This window comes from Mucilaginibacter sp. FW306-07-L (assembly GCF_058782065.1).
Map to the genome: position 1 here is coordinate 686,710 of NZ_JBYSXI010000003.1, position 17,989 is coordinate 704,698.

Annotated in this window: 19 protein-coding genes; 6 read left to right on the top strand and 13 right to left on the bottom strand. The window is 46.2% G+C overall.

All coding sequences use genetic code 11. The annotated features are described in order from the left end of the window. The first annotated feature begins 53 nt into the window (after nt 1-53). Nucleotides 54-1,238 carry a GTPase HflX gene (gene hflX / locus AC3WJC_RS18240; protein ID WP_492400549.1) on the top strand — a complete coding sequence of 395 codons (1,185 nt, stop codon included), beginning with the start codon at nt 54-56 and terminating at the stop codon, nt 1,236-1,238. Nucleotides 1,239-1,296: 58 nt separating this feature from the next. On the opposite strand, the gene AC3WJC_RS18245 is transcribed toward hflX, so the two are convergent. Together AC3WJC_RS18245 and AC3WJC_RS18250 are read right to left on the bottom strand one after the other, a co-directional pair. Then, nucleotides 1,297-1,851 carry a DUF922 domain-containing protein gene (locus tag AC3WJC_RS18245; protein ID WP_492400550.1) on the bottom strand — a complete coding sequence of 185 codons (555 nt, stop codon included), beginning with the start codon at nt 1,849-1,851 and terminating at the stop codon, nt 1,297-1,299. Nucleotides 1,852-1,865: 14 nt separating this feature from the next. Beyond that, nucleotides 1,866-2,804: an SPFH domain-containing protein gene (locus tag AC3WJC_RS18250; protein ID WP_492400551.1), complete on the bottom strand. Its 939-nt coding sequence runs from the start codon at nt 2,802-2,804 to the stop codon at nt 1,866-1,868. Between the two features lie 85 nt (nt 2,805-2,889). On the opposite strand from AC3WJC_RS18250, the gene AC3WJC_RS18255 reads away from it, so the two are divergent. Then, on the top strand, nt 2,890-3,078 hold the full coding sequence (locus AC3WJC_RS18255) for a hypothetical protein (RefSeq protein WP_492400552.1): 189 nt from the start codon (nt 2,890-2,892) through the stop codon (nt 3,076-3,078). On the opposite strand, the gene AC3WJC_RS18260 is transcribed toward AC3WJC_RS18255, so the two are convergent. The 5 genes from AC3WJC_RS18260 to AC3WJC_RS18280 form a co-directional block, all read right to left on the bottom strand. Continuing rightward, nucleotides 3,075-4,184, bottom strand: coding sequence for a CapA family protein (locus tag AC3WJC_RS18260; protein WP_492400553.1), 1,110 nt, complete (start codon nt 4,182-4,184; stop codon nt 3,075-3,077). The two genes, AC3WJC_RS18255 and AC3WJC_RS18260, sit on opposite strands and share 4 nt — an antisense overlap. A 57-nt stretch (nt 4,185-4,241) precedes the next feature. Further along, complete coding sequence (locus AC3WJC_RS18265; protein WP_492400554.1) at nt 4,242-4,817, bottom strand: C40 family peptidase; 576 nt, start codon at nt 4,815-4,817, stop codon at nt 4,242-4,244. Between the two features lie 291 nt (nt 4,818-5,108). Then, entirely contained in the window at nt 5,109-5,804 is a 696-nt protein-coding gene (locus tag AC3WJC_RS18270; RefSeq protein WP_492400555.1) for a PAS domain-containing protein, read from the bottom strand. Between the two features lie 81 nt (nt 5,805-5,885). Beyond that, entirely contained in the window at nt 5,886-6,575 is a 690-nt protein-coding gene (locus AC3WJC_RS18275; RefSeq protein WP_492400556.1) for a pseudouridine synthase, read from the bottom strand. A 31-nt stretch (nt 6,576-6,606) separates the two neighbouring features. Beyond that, complete coding sequence (locus AC3WJC_RS18280; protein WP_492400557.1) at nt 6,607-7,809, bottom strand: hypothetical protein; 1,203 nt, start codon at nt 7,807-7,809, stop codon at nt 6,607-6,609. Between the two features lie 131 nt (nt 7,810-7,940). On the opposite strand from AC3WJC_RS18280, the gene AC3WJC_RS18285 reads away from it, so the two are divergent. Further along, entirely contained in the window at nt 7,941-8,942 is a 1,002-nt protein-coding gene (locus tag AC3WJC_RS18285) for a hypothetical protein (RefSeq protein ID WP_492400558.1), read from the top strand. Between the two features lie 21 nt (nt 8,943-8,963). Here the strand turns inward: AC3WJC_RS18285 and dinB are convergent, their stop codons facing one another. Both dinB and pepT read right to left on the bottom strand, forming a co-directional pair. Further along, entirely contained in the window at nt 8,964-10,070 is a 1,107-nt protein-coding gene (gene dinB, locus AC3WJC_RS18290) for a DNA polymerase IV (RefSeq protein WP_492400559.1), read from the bottom strand. Nucleotides 10,071-10,080: 10 nt separating this feature from the next. Continuing rightward, on the bottom strand, nt 10,081-11,328 hold the full coding sequence (gene pepT / locus AC3WJC_RS18295) for a peptidase T (RefSeq protein ID WP_492400560.1): 1,248 nt from the start codon (nt 11,326-11,328) through the stop codon (nt 10,081-10,083). An 80-nt stretch (nt 11,329-11,408) separates the two neighbouring features. Here pepT and AC3WJC_RS18300 point away from each other — a divergent pair, with 80 nt between their 5' ends. Beyond that, on the top strand, nt 11,409-11,762 hold the full coding sequence (locus tag AC3WJC_RS18300; protein ID WP_492400561.1) for an MmcQ/YjbR family DNA-binding protein: 354 nt from the start codon (nt 11,409-11,411) through the stop codon (nt 11,760-11,762). A gap of 13 nt (nt 11,763-11,775) precedes the next feature. On the opposite strand, the gene AC3WJC_RS18305 is transcribed toward AC3WJC_RS18300, so the two are convergent. From AC3WJC_RS18305 to AC3WJC_RS18315, 3 genes are all read right to left on the bottom strand, one after another. Next, the gene (locus tag AC3WJC_RS18305) at nt 11,776-13,074 is read right to left on the bottom strand and encodes a M20/M25/M40 family metallo-hydrolase (protein WP_492400562.1); all 1,299 of its coding nucleotides are present in this window, start codon (nt 13,072-13,074) and stop codon (nt 11,776-11,778) included. 4 nt (nt 13,075-13,078) lie between these two features. After that, complete coding sequence (locus tag AC3WJC_RS18310) at nt 13,079-14,983, bottom strand: M61 family metallopeptidase (RefSeq protein WP_492400563.1); 1,905 nt, start codon at nt 14,981-14,983, stop codon at nt 13,079-13,081. A 99-nt stretch (nt 14,984-15,082) separates the two neighbouring features. Further along, nucleotides 15,083-16,201 carry a DUF4407 domain-containing protein gene (locus AC3WJC_RS18315; RefSeq protein WP_492400564.1) on the bottom strand — a complete coding sequence of 373 codons (1,119 nt, stop codon included), beginning with the start codon at nt 16,199-16,201 and terminating at the stop codon, nt 15,083-15,085. 254 nt (nt 16,202-16,455) lie between these two features. Between AC3WJC_RS18315 and AC3WJC_RS18320 the strand changes: the two genes are divergently transcribed. Both AC3WJC_RS18320 and AC3WJC_RS18325 read left to right on the top strand, forming a co-directional pair. Further along, nucleotides 16,456-16,770, top strand: coding sequence for a rhodanese-like domain-containing protein (locus AC3WJC_RS18320; protein ID WP_492400565.1), 315 nt, complete (start codon nt 16,456-16,458; stop codon nt 16,768-16,770). 2 nt (nt 16,771-16,772) lie between these two features. Continuing rightward, the gene (locus AC3WJC_RS18325) at nt 16,773-16,961 is read left to right on the top strand and encodes a DUF6358 family protein (RefSeq protein ID WP_492400566.1); all 189 of its coding nucleotides are present in this window, start codon (nt 16,773-16,775) and stop codon (nt 16,959-16,961) included. Between the two features lie 2 nt (nt 16,962-16,963). On the opposite strand, the gene AC3WJC_RS18330 is transcribed toward AC3WJC_RS18325, so the two are convergent. Continuing rightward, nucleotides 16,964-17,971, bottom strand: a complete 1,008-nt coding sequence (locus AC3WJC_RS18330; RefSeq protein ID WP_492400567.1) for a dipeptide epimerase — start codon at nt 17,969-17,971, stop codon at nt 16,964-16,966. Between the last annotated feature and the right edge of the window lie 18 nt (nt 17,972-17,989).

The window sequence follows — 17,989 nt, forward strand, 5'->3', positions numbered from 1 at the left end:
AAAACAGCGCCATTTTATTACCTTGGCATTTTGATTGTTAATCATTTTATTGAATGAAACAAAAATTTTATGACACTGCTGTAAAGCAGGAAAGAGCGATTTTAGTTGGTGTAATTACTGCCGACGAAACCGAGGAACTGGAAAAGGAATATTTGGAAGAATTAGAATTTTTGGTGGAAACCGCCGGTGGAAAAACCGTTAAATATTTCACTCAAAAACTATCCCGTCCGGAGCGTGCTACCTACGTTGGTACAGGCAAGCTCGAAGAAATAAAGGAATATGTAACAGCCGAAGAAATAGATATAGTTGTGTTTGATGACGAATTATCGCCATCGCAACTGCGTAATATTGAGAATGAGCTGAAGGTAAAGATACTTGACCGTAACAACCTCATCCTTGATATTTTTGCAGGCCGCGCGCAAACGGCACAGGCTAAAACCCAAGTTGAGCTGGCGCAACTTCAATACATGCTGCCCCGCCTTACCCGTTTGTGGACTCACTTAGAGCGCCAAAAGGGTGGTATCGGTATGCGTGGTCCGGGTGAGTCGCAAATAGAGACTGACCGCCGTTTGATCCTGAATAAAATATCGTTGTTGAAAGACAAGTTGAAGGATATTGACCGCCAGAACGAAACGCAGCGTAAAAACCGGCATCAGTTGGTGCGTGCGGCTTTGGTTGGGTATACCAACGTGGGCAAATCCACCATCATGAACATGCTTTCCAAATCGGATGTGTTTGCCGAGAATAAGCTGTTTGCAACGCTGGATACCACGGTGCGCAAGGTGGTGATCGAGAACGCACCGTTTCTGCTGTCAGACACGGTTGGGTTTATCCGCAAGTTGCCTCACCATTTGGTGGAGTGCTTTAAATCAACGCTTGACGAGGTGCGCGAAGCCGATATACTGATCCATGTGGTTGATATATCGCACCCTAATTTTGAGGATCAGATCCGTACGGTTAATGAAACGTTGAAGGAGTTGGGTGCCGTGGATAAGGAGAATATTACGGTATTCAATAAAATTGATGCTTATCAACCTACAGAAACCTTTGAGGGCGAAGAATTGAAGCCCTTAACGCTTGAGGACTTTAAGCAAAGCTGGATGGGCAGACACAACAGCCCCGCCATATTCATTTCAGCCGCCAAGCGCGACAATATCGACGAGTTCAGGCAGTTATTGTATGATAAGGTAAAAGCCATACATACGGCCCGATATCCTTACGATCATTTGCTGTATTAATGAAATCACCATAAGCAAAAAGCGCTGCCGTTTTATAAATGGTCGGCGCTTTTTTATTTTACATGGATGCTGTTAAAGGCGGCATATTGCTTACCTTCTTTTCCAAATATCTATCCCATACGGCTTGTTGGGCGCGGTTTTGCATGTGGTTGGTGTCGTCCTCATAATCTTTATTCATCTGCTGGTATTTGGCATCAATGCGGTTAAAAATATCGGCTATCACTATGCTGTAGTCGCGCCCAAACTGGGTGCTGTTAAACTTGCGTAAAACTTCCTGCTGCTGTAAGTAGGCAATGGCATAATGGCCTTGCTCGTGCCTTAAAACCTCGGCCAGCATTTCGGGTGTTTTAACACGGCTTTTGTCCAGCCATGATTTATCCTTGTTCATCACCATACCCACCTCAAAATCAATCCGGAATACACCTTTTATTCGCTTTACGCTGTAATTATAGTTTATGCTGCAATTAGTGTAAGCAACCGCGGCAAAATTGGTTCGGCGCGGGGTGCCCTGAAAATCATTGGTTGTAAGTGTTTTATAGCCTTGTTGTGCAAAACTATCAGTGGCCGTAAACAGCACCAGCAATATCGCTATCCTAAAAAAATTAAATCCCATAACAGCCAAAAGTTTTACCTTTTGACCTTGTCATCCTTCAAAAGGTTTAACCCCATGGTTTCTTTCATAGTGCGCTGCATGCCATCCACCGAGCCATCCAGGAAGATCACGTTGCCGGTTGAGTTCTCGGCGAAATGCTTGATAGACTCTGTCCACATGGTGAAAAGGATCACCGAGGTATCCATATCAGCTTCCTGCATTTCTTTGGCAGCTACCGTCATACCCTTGGCCACTTCCTCACGGAAGAGGGCTATACCCTGGCCGCGTAGCTGCGCTGCCTGGCGTTCTGCTTCGGCAGATATTTTAATAGCATTACCCTCCGCTTCGGCTGCCTTGGTTTTGGTGATGAGCAAGGCCTGGCCTTCGTTCTCGGCGGCTGCTTTCAGGTTGTTTGATGCCACCACCTGGCTCATTGATTTCATGATGATATCGTCAAACGTAATATCATTCAACTGCAGATCCTGTAAATGATAACCCCAGCCTTCGAGTATATTATCTAACTGTTCCTTTACGTGCTCTACAATGTCACGGCGGAGTATCAGCACATCGGCCTGGCGTTTGGTGGCTACAAAGGCGCGTATGGAGCCTTCAACGGTGCGCACCAGTGCCTGCATCAGGTTACGCTCGTCAACAAACTTAAAAGCTACGTTCTTAATGGTTTCTTCCTGCTGATCCAATACGGAGTACAGCAGCATCGCCTTAAAATATACATTAGCCTGATCGTAAGTTACAGCCTGGAACTCCAGCTCAACCGAGCGGTTTTGTATGGAGATGCGCGATTGGATGAGCTCGATAAGCGGAATTTTGAAATTTAGCCCCGGCGTTAGTATGCGGCGGTATTTGCCAAATATAGTAACAACCGCTATAGTGCCCTGTTTAACAGTCACAAATGAACTGAACAGTATAACAATAAACAATACTACAATTATCGTAAGGGAGATAGGAAAGTCCATAAAAACAAATGATTAAACGATAAATAAATATAGCATTAAATATTGGTGTGCAATTTGTTTAATTAAATGCAAACATTAAATCACCATGAACTTAAAACGCACATTTGGAACTATACTTACTGTATTAGGTATTATCGGCTTGATCTACACCGGCGTAGGCATCATCCAAAAAAATGCCGAGATAACTACTTTGGTCGTAGTTGGCGTAATTGGCATCATCTTCTTTTTTACCGGAGTTGGGCTGGTGCGTAATACGGCCGACAAAGCGGTTTAGTACAAAGGCGTTATCAAGCCATCATCAGTAATTTCAAGGTCTGTATCAGAAAAGTCAGCAGCGGTTAAAATTTTTATACGCCTGATAACCCGGTTGGCTGTATCAACACGAATACCCTGAGGGTAAGTTTGCCTGGTAGCGATAATTTGTCCGCCGGCAAACTCGCCCTTTTTGTTTATTTTTAATTTAAACAGCGGGGCAAGGCCACATAAGCCGCTGGTATTTACACCCCGGTAAGTGATAAAGTTACCCATGCTATAAGTTATAAAGCGATTATTATACAACTCTACTCCTCGGGTAAGGTGGGGGCCATGGCCTAATACTACATCCGCACCGGCATCAATGGCGTTGTGGGCGAATGCGTAAACATCGCCTCTGTTCTCGCCTTTATAGGTTTCCGTTTTTCGGGGAACATGTTCAAACTCGGTACCCTCGCCGCCGCCATGAAAGGATACAATAACAATATCCGTTTGCTGCTTGAGCTCGCGGATGATACGTGCGGCGTTAGGCAGATCAAGCAGCGATACCGTTTGGCTGTTTGGCGAAAACGCACAAAACCCCACCTTTATATCCTTTACCTTTAATATGGCGGAAGGTTTACTGCGTAAACCCGCGTGTTGTATCTGCAACGAATCTAAAATGCGCATGCTGCTTTTACGGCCTGCCGGTCCAAAATCGTTAGAGTGGTTGTTGCCTAAACTAATCAGGTCAAAGCCGGCATCTTTCAGCAAACCGCCGTAAGCCTCAGGCATCCTAAACAGATAGGCTTTACTTTTTTGATGCAACTTAAATTCAGATGGCGCGCCAGTATCTAAAAGTACCCCCTCGAGGTTGCCAAACGTGATATCGGCATCACGTAAGTGTTGTATTACCGGTTTAAAGCTATGTTTTCTGCTATCTCGCGGCAAGGTTGATCTATCAGGGTATGAAGTGCCCAACATTATGTCGCCAACGGCGGCTATGGTGATGGTATCACCAGGGGCGATAAAGGGTTTTTGGTTTATGGTATCTTTTGGCGATGCCGGTTTACGCGCTTTATCGCTGCCGGGCATACAGGCCGAAGCGGTTAAAAGGATAAAAAATACAAGGCAAAGGTTACGGCGCATGGCAAAAAAAAATCCTCCCGAGAACACGGGAGGATCACACTTAATATAAATAAGTTTCTAATTAGTTTCTTCTTCTAAAGGAATGTCAAGTTCTTCCTGGTATTGTGCGGTTAAGCGGCCGCCTTTGTAAAAATAACGGCTGTAGTAGCGGTCTTCTAAATTTGAAATAGCAACACCTTTTGATGATGCGTGGGCAAACCGGCCATTGCCAAGGTAAACACCAATGTGCGATATGCGGCGGCTGCGAATTTTAAAGAAAACCAGATCTCCTTCTTTCAGTTCATTACGGCGAACAGGGTCAACCATGCTAAATATATCGCGGGAGTTACGTTTGATAGCCAGGTTAAATACCTTGCTGTATACCTCTTTAGTAAAGCCCGAACAGTCAATTCCTTTACGGCTGCTGCCACCAAAACGGTAAGGAGTGCCTATCCAATCATGTACTACTTCAAAAAGTTTAAGGTTTGAGGTTGCTGATAACGCAACACCCATAATTTGTGAAAGATATGTTTTAGCTAAGCTTTCTTGTTCATCAACTGCATTTTCGGCTGTATTTGCAGTAACATATTTTGTTTGAGCCTGAACACTTAATACACTAACCAACAGTGCGATTGCAATAGTAAATCTCTTCATTTAATCTCTTTATGTTGTTGAATAGGGGTACAACAAACTGTTTATTAAATTATACAATATGTCTATTGTTAGATACAAATCTATCTAAACATTTTAAAATTGCAAATAAATGATACATTATTTTGTAAAAAGTTGAGCGCCAGGGTCAACTATTCGCATAAAATCACTTATATAAAAGCAATATCAAAAACTATTGTATATAGTTAAGAAACAGGATTTTGCACTTTCTACGGTAACAGAAAGAGAAGGGTTTCGCCTGCTGAAAAATAATTTCAAATAAGTTAATATAATTTAGACTGTGCCACTATGCCGGGCTTCCTTTTCTTCCCGTAAATTGCGCATGATCTTTGTGAAGCCGCGGTGCTTTTGTTCCTCATCATATAATGGGAACACCAGGCCCGAGCCCCAAAACTTTGATCCGTCCTTGCAAACGTGGTTGCGTTCATCAATCGCACGTCCTTCTTTAAGGGCGGTCTCTAACTCCAATGCAGGCAGATTACGGGCAACATCTTCGGTAGTGAAAAATACAGAGGCGCTGTAGCCCAATACCTCATTTTCGGTGTACCCCAAAACTTTTTGCGCGCCGGTGTTCCAACTGTTTACATTACCTACGGTATCTGTCGTGAAAACGGCATAATCCTCCAGGCTGTCCAATACATGTCTGAAAAAACTTTCGCTCATCCTGAAATAGCTGCTGTTGTAAACGTCTTCAGCTTTGTAGGTTTCGGTTACTACGCCATCTTCTAAATCAACCAATATATTTGTTTCGCTGATGCCACAGCACATTTGCAGGGGCTCCTGTGTAATACGGTAAAAGGTTTGATAGCCATCGGGCAGTTGCTGCAATTTGGGTGCGGCTTTAACCGGTTTTAATATGATGGAAAGGTCGCTGTCGGCATTTGAACTGTCGATCTCGCTGGCTAACATGTAGGTAAACCCTTTTTCAATCAGGTCGCCAAGTAATTGTGGCGTAAGTGCAATTTTCATGGTATAGTTGTTAGTACTTGGTGCTGAATACTATAACCATTGTAAACCACTACTGTTTTACCAAGTAGTAAAATGCCTTAACTACCGATTAACGGACATTTCCATCAAATTCAAAACTTCTACAAACTCCGGCCTTAACGCCGCCTTAATGGCGATAGGTTGGCCGGTAACCGGGTGAGTAAAAGAAATCTTTTCCGCATGTAAAAACATGGTTTCAATAGCCCAGCGTTCCTTAAATAATTTATTTTGCTTGTTGCACCCATGCGTGCGGTCGCCAATGATAGGGTAAAATATATGCGCCAGATGCTTACGGATCTGGTGCATGCGGCCGGTTTGAGGCTTTACCTCAACCAGTGAATAGCGTGATGTTTGATGCTTGCCGAAGGGCACATTCAGCTCGGCACGTTGTAAAGTGGTGTAGGCAGTGTAGGCCTCCTGTAGGGTGCCGTTCTCTTTGCGCAGGGGGTAATCGATCTCGCCGGCATCGGGCGCGTGCCCGCGAACCAAAGCAAGGTAAGTTTTAGCAACTTCGTTATTGGCAAACTGCTTTTGCATGGCTATCTCGGTATCCTTATCTAAAGCGAAAAGCAGCACTCCGCCGGTTTTACGGTCAATACGGTGTGCCGGATAAACCCTTTGGCCCAATTGGTCGCGCAAAAGCTGCAGGGCAAATTCACTGGCATCATTGGCGATGGAAGATCGGTGCACCAGCAATCCGTGCGGCTTATTTATCGTAACCAGGTATTCATCCTGAAAAAGTATCTCGAGCATCAGGGGCAAAGGTAAACATCCTTAAATACAGTTAACGGATAGAATTTACCGGGTTGTAGCTGTACACTACCTGGTAACTTTGCTTTTTCAATTTGGATGATAGCTGGCCGATCTTCAGGTCTTCGGGTTGCAGGGTTGGTTCGCATACGGAGTATTCACGGCCCTGGTAAACAATGGGCTTGCCCACAGGCTTATCAAACTGCACCGCTATGGTAATGTGTGTTGGGTATAACATGGCGATCATGGGCAGGTCATAGATCTCCTTTACCAGGTAAAAGAAAAGGGCTGCACGGTCGTCGCAATCGCTATACTCTGAAAACAGGGTTTCTTCCGGCGACATGCGTTTCTCTTTGCCGAAGTTCTGCTCATCATCCTCATACAAAAAGGCATAGCGGGTAAAGCGCATCAGGTAATCAATGCCTTTTTTTTGCGACATCCCTTTTACGTTTTTACGCAGGGCAGGGATCAGCGAGCCATAAGTTTCTTTACTAAGCGGAATATTGAAATAATAACTGAAATCAACCCCCGGATAATTAGCGAAAATACTTTTTACCTCACTGTTTAGCTTCACATCAAAGTGGTATATGGTATTGCCGTATTTAAACTGCAATTGCTTTTGCACGTAATTTTCGGGCTTAAAATCAGGCAGCCTTGTTACAAGGTACGAGAAAGGGCGTGTAGCCCCCGCAACGGTTACCGGTACAGGCAAAGGCGGATCCTGGTGCAAGTCGGCATGGGCATAATCATGATAGTTGAGGCACATAAACTTTTTACCGTCAACCATAAAAAAGGGTATGTCGGCAATGTCCTCATTATTATAAACATAAAAAATAACCCGGTTTTCGGGGGTAATGGCCAGCCTTGCATCAAAGCCCGAACTGCTGAGCAGGTACCATTTGTATAAGGTATAACGGCCGTAGTTTACCTCCTTAGGACTTAGCTGCTGGGCGGTTTTACGCACCAGTTGATAATACAACCAATCGTTCAGTTTATATTTATCACGATAAGCCTGCATGGCGGCTACCAGTGGCTTGTAATTCAGCGCGTTTATGCCCGTATAAAAAGACCGAATATGTTGTGGTGTTATTTGCTGTGGAATGGTTGCATTTAACGAGGTATCCGCATCGGCACAAAAAGTATTGCCGTAAAAATCAAAGCAAAAGGATGCCTGTTTGCCCTGCCCGAAAGCCTGAACCGAGAAAAACAGCACAATAAATAAAACGGGCACCCGCATCACAACACCTCCTTTCGCCTAAATTGAAACAATTGGTATATTAAATTTACGTAATATTAAAGTTAATAGCAATAGCCATTTTATTATTACAAATAGCAGGCGGATTTGATTTTGTATATTTAACCCCTGTTATGAATCCCCTGTTACTTAAACCATCACGATTACTTATCGCGCTGCTGGCATTGGCTCTGTTTACTCAAAGCTGTAAGAAAAAACAACCTGGTTTTTGGAAGAATGAAAAAATAGAAGCAGACGAGCGCGATAATTTTCATGCTATTAATGCCGAATTTATTAAGGCGCTTAAAACGGACGACAAGCAAACATTAGAAAACCTGCTGTCGAAAGAAATGCTGGACGACCCGGCTACTAAAAGGCAGGCCGAAATAGTGGCCAACCACTTTAAGGCGGATAGTACCTACGCTATTTTAGATGAGTATTATGCCATTAATAAATACACCGATTACGATACCATTGTTACCAACACAGGCGGCATTAACAGTTACAGTTTGTACTACCCGGGCATGGCCGAAGAAATGTACATCGCTTTTTTTGTGCCCAAAAAAGGGCCTAATAAGGAGCTGATCACCATTATGTATGCTAATTATGATTATGGCTGGCGGCTATGCAAGCTCGATGTTGCGCCCTATACCATCAATAATAAAACGGCGCCGCAGCTTTATGAACATGCTAAAGACAGTTATGCCAAAGGGCAGGTTGTTGAAGCCCTGAATACGCTGACACTGGCCTTTAGCTGCCTGCACCCAAGCCCGGCCTGGCAATATAAATACGAGGATGCCATTACACAGATCTATTACACGGTAGGTAACGAAGCCAACAAGCGCTATCCGTTTCCGTACGCTGTGAACGCGGTGGCAACCAAACCGCGTATTTTCGGCATCTTTAATAAAAACACGCCCGAAGGCACTTTTCCGCAGATATGCTATCAATCAAAAATTGATTTGAAAGATACCGCGGCCTTAAAGGTAGAGAACATGGCTATACGCAAAGCCTTGCCTGCCATTATGCCGGGCGTGAATCAAAACAAGGCTTACGTTTACTATGCTGCTTATAACGAGCGGCCGAGTGTAAAAGGCCGGGTTAAGTATTTTGAAATGGCAGATAAGCTTAAATAACTTTTTGATCGCAGTAGCAGATCAGAACAAGCGCAACTGATCGGTATAGGTACGCGGATCGGATTTGCGCTGCGGTTCGCCGAAGTTGGATATCGAAATACCCAGCAGGCGTACTTTCATGTCATCAGTAGCGGTAATGGCCAGCAATTGTTTAGCGATCCGCGCGATCTCGGCAGCGTTGTAAACAGGAGTAACGACGGATTGATTGCGGGTGATCTGCCTGAAATCATGGTACTTCACCTTTAGCGTAACGGTACGGCCTTTAAGCTCGTATCGCTCCAGGCGGGTGGCTACGGTTTCGGCAATACGGTCAAGCTCGGGGTTCATTTCATCCAGTTGGGTAAGGTCATAAGCAAAGGTATCTTCCGCGCCGACTGATTTGGTTTCGCGGTGCGGCTGTACCGCCCGGTTATCAATACCACGAATGATCTGGTAATAAAAGCGCCCGGCTTTGCCAAAGGCTTTTACCATTTCATCCTCACTGAGGCGTTTCAGATCTGCCCCGGTATGCAAGCCCATATTCTTCATTTTAGTAGCGGTTACCTTGCCCACGCCAAAAAATTTCTCCACCGGCAGCTTTTCCATAAACGCCGCTATTTGCGAGGGGCCGATAAAGGTGAGGCCATCGGGCTTGTTCATGTCCGACGCTATTTTAGCCACGAACTTATTAATTGATACTCCGGCGGATGCAGTCAATTGCAGCTCGGTTTTAATGGCATCCTTTATCTGTTTGGCTATCTCAATGGCCGAGCCTACTTCCAGCTTATCGGTAGTTACATCCAGGTAGGCTTCATCCAGCGAGAGCGGCTCGATCAGATCAGTATATCGGCGAAATATCTCCCTGATCTTTTGAGATACCTCTTTATAGGCCGCGAACCTTGGCCTTACAAAAATAGCATGGGGGCATAATTGCAGCGCCTGTTTTGAGGGCATGGCCGAGCGTACGCCAAATTTACGCGCCTCATAACTGGCTGTAGCCACTACGCCGCCCCGTCCTTCGGGCAGGCCGCCAACTACCAGGGCTTTGCCTCGATACTCCGGGTTATCCCGCTGCTCAACCGACGCGTAAAAGGCATCCATATCAATATGGATGATCTTTCGGCGGGTATGTTGAGCATCATCGGCCATAATAAATTTATTAAGCTTTTTCTTCCCAGATGGCGCAAAGGTGTAGGATGGTATCAACCGCCTTTTGCATATCCTGTACCGATACCCACTCCTGCTTACTGTGAAAGGCGTGCTCGCCGGCAAAAATATTAGGGCAGGGCAAACCCATAAATGACAGGCGCGAGCCATCCGTACCGCCGCGTATGCTGCAAAGCTTGGCCTCCATGCCTGCACGGCGGATAGCCTCTAACCCATATTCTGTTATTTCGGGATGCTGATCCAGTACCACCTTCATGTTGCGGTATTGTTCGGATATTTTAAGGGAGTAGGAGGATGCCGGGTATTTTTCTAAAACCTCATCGGTAACGCGCTTCAACGTTTCAGCATGGGCATGCAGCTTCTCCTCATCAAAATCGCGCAGTATAAATTCAATGATAGCGGTTTCTACATGGCCTTGTATGCTTACGGGATGAATAAAGCCTTCCATCCCTTCGGTTCCTTCCGGCGAAAGCTCAAAAGGCAGGGCGGCAATCATTTCACCGGCAATTTTAATAGCGCTTTCCATTTTACCTTTGGCAAAACCGGGGTGCGCGCTCACGCCGTTGATGGTCAGCTTAGCGCCATCGGCAGAGAAGGTTTCGTTCTCCAGGTTGCCCGCGCTTTCTCCATCCATGGTATAGGCGGCATAAGCACCTACTTTTTCAATATTTACTTTGTCCACCCCGCGGCCAATTTCTTCATCCGGAGTAAACAATATTTTGATGGTGCCGTGCTTGATCTGCGGGTTGTTCATTATCTGGTAACATGCATCCATTATCTCAGCAACGCCGGCCTTATTATCAGCACCCAGCAGTGTATTGCCACTGGCCGTTATAATGTCATTACCCAATTGATTTTTCAGGTCAGGATGATCAGCCATGCGGATCACCTGCGTATCATCATCAGGCAAAATAATATCGGCGCCGGTATAGTTTTTATGTACTATGGGTTTTACATTGGTCCCGCTGCAATCGGGCGCGGTATCCATGTGCGAGCAGAAGCAGATCACCGGCACATCCTTATCCGTATTGGCGGGGATGGTAGCATATACATAACCATGCTCATCCATATGGGCATCCGTTAGCCCAATTTCAAGCAGTTCGGCAACCAGCACCCGGCCCAAGTCTTTTTGCTTTTCCGTTGAGGGACAAGTGGGCGATTCCGGGTCCGACTGGGTATCGATGGTAACGTAACGCAAAAAGCGTTCGCTAACGGTATATTTTAGAGCTGACAAATTCATAGTTTACAATTATAATTATCCCTTTAACAAATGATACCTAAAAAGGTATTTTTGACAATCAGCATAAAATACCTTTTACCATGAATATTGAAGAACTGCGCGACTATTGCCTTATCAAACCCGCCGCCGATGAAAGTTTTCCGTTTGGTGATGATACGCTGGTATTTAAGGTGGGCGGAAAAATATTCCTGCTTGCCGGGCTTGACGGTAACAGCTTTAACGCTAAGTGCGATCCTGAACTGGCCGTTGAACTGCGCGAGCAACACCCCGAAGTGCAGCCTGGTTTCCACATGAATAAAACACACTGGAACACCGTGCAGATGGATGGCAGCCTCACCATAAAACAACTGCACCAAATGATTGACCACTCATACGACCTGATACTAAAAAGCCTGCCGAAAAAACAGCAGGCCGAAATAGTTTCTAAAAAATAAGCTCGATAAAATATTAATCTTCCATTTTAGGGATGCGGGTTGGCGTATCCTTACCGGCAACAATACTGCGCGAGCTCAGGGCTATGGCACGTATGGTTGAGGTAATGTTATTTACATCAAGCGAGCTGAATTCATCCTTCACGGTGTGATATAATTTGTCGATATCGATCTGATCGGTTGAGATGGTGTGCGCCGGTACGCCATGCCTTGCCAGGGTAGCGTTATCGCTGCGGTAAAACAGTTGCTGCTCCGGGTATGGGTCAGGATGGAACTTAAAGGCGGTGCCTTCCAGATTCTTTTGCAGGATGGTGCCAAAATCAGATCGTTCATATCCCGTAATAAATGCCGAGTTAGTACCGAATTTTGATGCCTTGCCGATCATCTCGATATTAAACATGGCCACCGTTTTATCCGGGTCAACCTTGCCCGAAAAATATTGGGAACCGTAACCGCCAATTTCCTCTGCCGTAAAGGCCACGAAAATCAGGGTGCGGGCGTTGTTATTCAGTTTTTTATAATAGTTAGCTAACGCAATAACCGCCGTTGTGCCCGATGCATCATCATCAGCGCCGTTGGCAATGCTGTCCTTATCAGTTGGTTTGATAATGCCCAGGTGATCATAATGACCGGAGAAAACCACGTACTCATCAGGTTTGGTTTTGCCTTTGATCATACCCGCCACGTTGAACAGCGGCGCAGGCTCGTTCTTTACCTGGTAATTTATTTCGTAGCTTGATGTATTATCAAACTTGCCCAGTACAAATACTAACGACTGGGCGCTGTCAACCTTCAGGCTTACGTTGCCGCCCATAGCGCGGCCACGTAGCCTGCCAAAAATATCAGCGAAAGACGGGTCGACTAAGATCAGCATGTTTTTTCCTGATGACAGGTACTTGCGGTATTCGGTACGAAAATCCTGTCCGGCAGCTAATGTGACTACTTCGGCACCACTGGCGGCAGTCCATTTAAATGACGCGCCTGCCATGGCGAAGGCATTTTCAGTAAGCACCGGTTTGCCGTTGATGCTGGCCTGTATGCTTACCGGGGTGGAGCGTATTACGCTGAACGATTGGCGGAAATCCTTTTCTCCGGTAAGCGGGGTAAGGCCTGCTTTTTTAAATTCGCCCTCAATAAATTTGGCTGCCTTGTCAATACCCGGCGTAAAGCTGCCGCGGCCCTGCATATCATCCGCCGAGAGGGTTTTGATGATCTTGCCCACATCTTCCTGAACGATCAGTTTGTTCACATCCTGCGCGTAGGCTCCCGCCGTCGCGCTGAGCAGTAATCCTGCCGCTAAAAATCTTTTTATCATGGTGTTATTTTACTTTTGATTGTAACCAGTTATTTCTGAATGTTTCCTGCTCCTTGCTCAATGTTTTGCCAGCTTTTTCAAAGCTGATCACATCGTAATATGGGCTTGCCTCAAGCGTTACATTGGCCTCATGCTGGCCGGTGCGGTTGCGGTATTTCACCGCAAGTTTATCCCCCGGTTTTTTTGAGCCGACGATGCCCTCAATATCTTTAGCGGTCTTTACTGTCTGTCCGTCAACGGTCAGTATCACGTCGCCGGCATCAAGCCCTGCTTTATACCATGGCGTGTTTTGTACCGTTGGTATGGCAATCAGAACGCCATCCCCGGCATACGAGGCATGTGCCTGGCCTGATTTAACCCTGCCGCCTCCGGTTGATAACGCGCCTGCCCATGCTTTATCGGCACTTGCTTTACGTACCAAAAAACCCGCGTTGGCTAATAGGGCTTCATAATCGTTCTTCTCGATGCCATAAATGTACTGCCTGAAAAAGTCTGACGCGAAAGCCGGTTCTTTCGTGAACTGCGCCAGCGCTAACTGCAGCATGGGTACGCTGTAGGGCTTTTCGGTTTTGCCATATTTTTTCCATACATAGCGCATATAATCATCCAGCGTCAGGTTAAACTCGGCACGCAGGCGCATGTCAAGCGCCAGTGCGGTAGCCCCGCCATACACGTAGTAGGAGGTGAAAATGTTTGAGTTATTATTCATGTCGATAGACACCCCCGCGTCGGCAAATACTGCATAACGACTCATTTGCACTGGCGGGTATTTTTTAGCACCCGGCGTATTTAACACCGAGTTAACCAGTCCGTCTAATACCTGTGCGTAATCATCAACTGTATAAAAACCTGCTCTTTTAAGCAGCATTTCGCCGTAGTATTGGGTAAAGCCCTCGGCAAACCATAATTCACTGCTTTGGTTGGCATGGGTAAAATCAAACGGTTCTAATGATTTCGGGCGGATGCGCTCCACGTTCCAGCTATGAAAATACTCATGCGAAAATGTGCCCAGCACCTGTACTTCGTTGCCCTCTATCTTATCCAAAGGGTCGGTAATAATGGTGGAGTTGCGGTGCTCCATACCATCGCCGTTAACGGTGGAGTGTACATTGTTGATAAAGGTATATTCGCCGTAATCGTAATCGGGCAGTTCGCCAAATACGGCCTGCTCTTCCAATACCACCTTTTGCACCATTTGGGCAAAGCTGTTTACAAATTGCTGACTATCGTCGGAATACACATTCAGGTTGATCTTCTGTCTTTTACCGGTTGGGTTGGTAACCTCCCAGCTTGCCTGTTTATAGCCGGATAATTCTGTGGGGCTATCCATCATGTACTGTAAATTCGGCGCGCTGTAGGTAGCATTGCCCTCGTATTTTAGTTGTGATGATACCTTCCACTGGTGCTTATCCAGGTCAATGAACTGGATCTTTACCGGGCGGCGGTCAAACCCAACGGCCCACATAAAGGAAGCGGGCATGTTGAGATGTGCCTGCCCGGCATCAATACCGGCATAGGTGCCATCAACCCAGTTGCCAAACAGCGTATAGCTGATGTTTACTACGGATTGATGCGAGGGGATCTCATAAACATCGCCCTCAATTTGCTTGATCGGGATTTCAGAGCCTTTATTGGTGTAGGCCTTTATGTTATAAATATTTTTACCAAACTCGTGGGTGGCATACCTGCCCGGTGACGAGCGGCTCATGCGTACACGCAGCGGGCCTTGTGGTACGGCAGTAAGCGTCATTACAATTTCCGCTTCGTGGTGTACCGCGTTGGGGAACGATACCGTATAATAAACAGGGCTGCTGCTGTAAACCGGGCGAGAACGGTGGCGCTTGCCGCGCTGGCCAAATGTTGCTGACACTGCCAGGCACATCACCGCAATAAGTAATAATTTTTTCATGAAGTGCAGTTAAGTAAACAAGCCCGAAAAATACGAGTTTATAACATAACAAACAGGTAATTTATTAATACCAGGCCTGATAGTTAGTATAACCCGCTATCAATCATAACTATGGCGGCCCAGGTCATATTCAGACTGGCCGGTGATGATGCGCTTTCGCTTGTCCACATCGGCCTCAAGATGATGATCGTACACATTGTCGGTAACGGCAATGTCCCGCTCCTTATCCCGTTCGGCCAGGTGAATATTGGCTTCGGCGGTTTTACTAACGGCTACATCATACGGCCCTTTGGGCGACATCAGCTTAACAAATACCGGCAAACACTCAAACAGGATGAACAGGTAGCCGATAAAGGATATAGCCAGGTAAGTATCCAGGTCGCGTTCGCCTTTGTCGTTATAGGATAGCTGCCCCAGCGCCCAGTTACGGTCGGAGAAACCGGCCACGTTAGCCAGGCTGTCCAGTTGCTTATCCGAAAATAGCTTGGTGCTGTTTAGCCCCTCGTAGTTTTTGCGCGCGCTCAGGTACTCCTCCATATTGGTCATATCGCCGGTAACGGTTTTCAGCCTGTCCTGCTTCTCTTTCAGCACGGCTTCCTTTTGCTTGGCGTAAGTGCCGTAGCCGGTTATACCCGATGTTTGGTTGGTCTTATCGCCAAAAACCTCCTGGTTAAGCTGAAAGCGGGAGCGGTTAATATCTTTTTCTAAGGAGTCCTTTTCTTTTTTCAACTCGGCATTTTTGCCAAGTTCCATGGCGTATTTACCCTGGTAAGTTTTTTGCAGCGTATCTATTTTACGTTGCTGTCCTTTAAGGTATGAGGTTTTGAGCTTACCGCGGATCTCCTTATCAAATATCTTTAACTCCAGCGGGCGCGATATTACCACACCTATCATGATCGCCAATAATATACGCGGCGATGCCTGTAAGATCTGCTGGTTAGTGGAGCCATCCTTATTAATGCTTGATACTATGTAGCGGTCCATATTAAAAATGGCGGTACCCCACAGCAGGCCAAACAGTATGGCGAAACCTACGGCAAAAGCGCTGCCGCTAAACACAAAGTACATGGCATAACCACCGGAGAGGGCGGCGAAAAGCGCGGTGAAAAATATGGTTGCCCCAATACCCACATACTTATTATGTTCGATAGGGTATTTTTTAAGCGTATCAATATGCGCTCCTGAACAAAACCAAAAGAAGCGTGTAATTTTTTTCATCAATAATGTTGTCTACGTAAACTTTATATAAAACGCCCGCGGGTTGCTATTGTTACAGTTAAGGGTAAAACATTTATGCAATGTCGGCAATTATTAACCATGGGCTTAAACCATCAGATGCGTTTAAGCATCAATAGTTTAGCGAAGTTATTAGTTATAATGACAGCATAATGTAAATTATAAGTCCGGGCCTTTATGGTAAACGGTTGCTGTTTACTAAAAAATCATACATTTGAAAACATATTTTAAATACCATGAACGAGATAACCGTACAGGAACTGAAAGAGAAAATTGACCGCGGCGAGGATTTTCAATTGATTGACGTAAGGGAAGATTTTGAGTATCAAACTTCAAACATCGGCGGTCAGCATATTCCGCTGGGCGGCATTTTAATTGAGACGGATAAATTATATACAGATAAACCGGTTGTGGTAATGTGCCGCAGTGGCAAACGCAGCGCGGCAGCCATTATGCAGTTAGAGCAGCAAGGCTTTACCAACTTATACAACCTGCAAGGCGGTATACTGGCATGGCAGGCACAAATTGACCCAACCATAGAGGTATACTAACTATGGGCAAAAAGGTAGCGCTTAATGTGCTGTACAATGTGGGCATTATGGTGTGCCTGTTTATTGCCTACGAGGGTTTTTTACAAAAACACTGGAGCTGGTTATTGGGTGCTGTGTTTGTAGCCGTAATGCTGATCATTTTAAAGGTACGCCTGATAAAGGAAGTACGCCAGCTCACCAAAAAGCCGTAAGGCTATAATAGCCCCAAACCGGGTTGGCTGCTTAATTGCCAGCGCCCGTTGTTAAAGCCGGGCATGGCATACGGGTTATTGGTGGTAAGCAATGGCCCGTCCAGATCAGCCCAGTCGCATTGAGGGGCGAGGGCGGCAGCGGCCAGCGTGGCGCAGCTTGTTTCGCTCATACTGCCTATCAAAACTTTTAGCCCGAGCGATCGGGCTTTTTTGATGATCTGCAAGCCCTCATATATCCCTGCCGATTTCATCAGTTTAATATTGATGCCATGGTAAACCCCGGCGGCCAAAGCCACATCAGGCAGGCGCTGCACGGCCTCATCGCCAATAACGGGGATCGGGCTGTGTTCGGTAAGCCAGGCGTTGCCATCTACATCCAGCTTGTTCATAGGTTGTTCGATCAGTTGTACGCCTTGTTCGTGCAGCCAAAGTATCTTATCCAAAGCCTGTTGCTTGTCAGTCCAGCCCTGGTTGGCATCGGCATATAAGGGTAAATTACTTACCGAGCGGATGGTTTCTATCAGCTCCTTATCGTTCTCCCGCCCCAGTTTTACCTTTAACACCTTTACATCAGGCGCGGTAAGTACTTTTTGGCGTACCACATCGGGCGTATCAATGCCGATGGTGTAACTGGTAGGCGGCATCAGCGCCGGATCGCTGCCCAATAACTGCCAGCAGGGCGTTTGGCGCAGTTTGCCATCCAGGTCATGCAGGGCAATATCAATGGCCGCTTTAACGGCCGGGTTGCCGGGCGCTATCTCATCCAGGTAATTGATGATCGCCACAAAATCAAACGGATAACTGAAACGGCTAACATCAACCTTATTTAAAAACGCGGCGGCTGTTTCGTGGCTCTCGCCCATGTAGGGCACCATGGATGCTTCGCCGTAGCCCACATGGCCCTCATGCGTAATTTCAACCAGCATTACAGGCGTGGCTGTGCGTGTAAATTGGGCAATGGTAAACGGGTGCTTTAATTGCAGGTGGTATGGGCGGTAAGTCAGTTGCATGTTATAAAATCAAAGCTA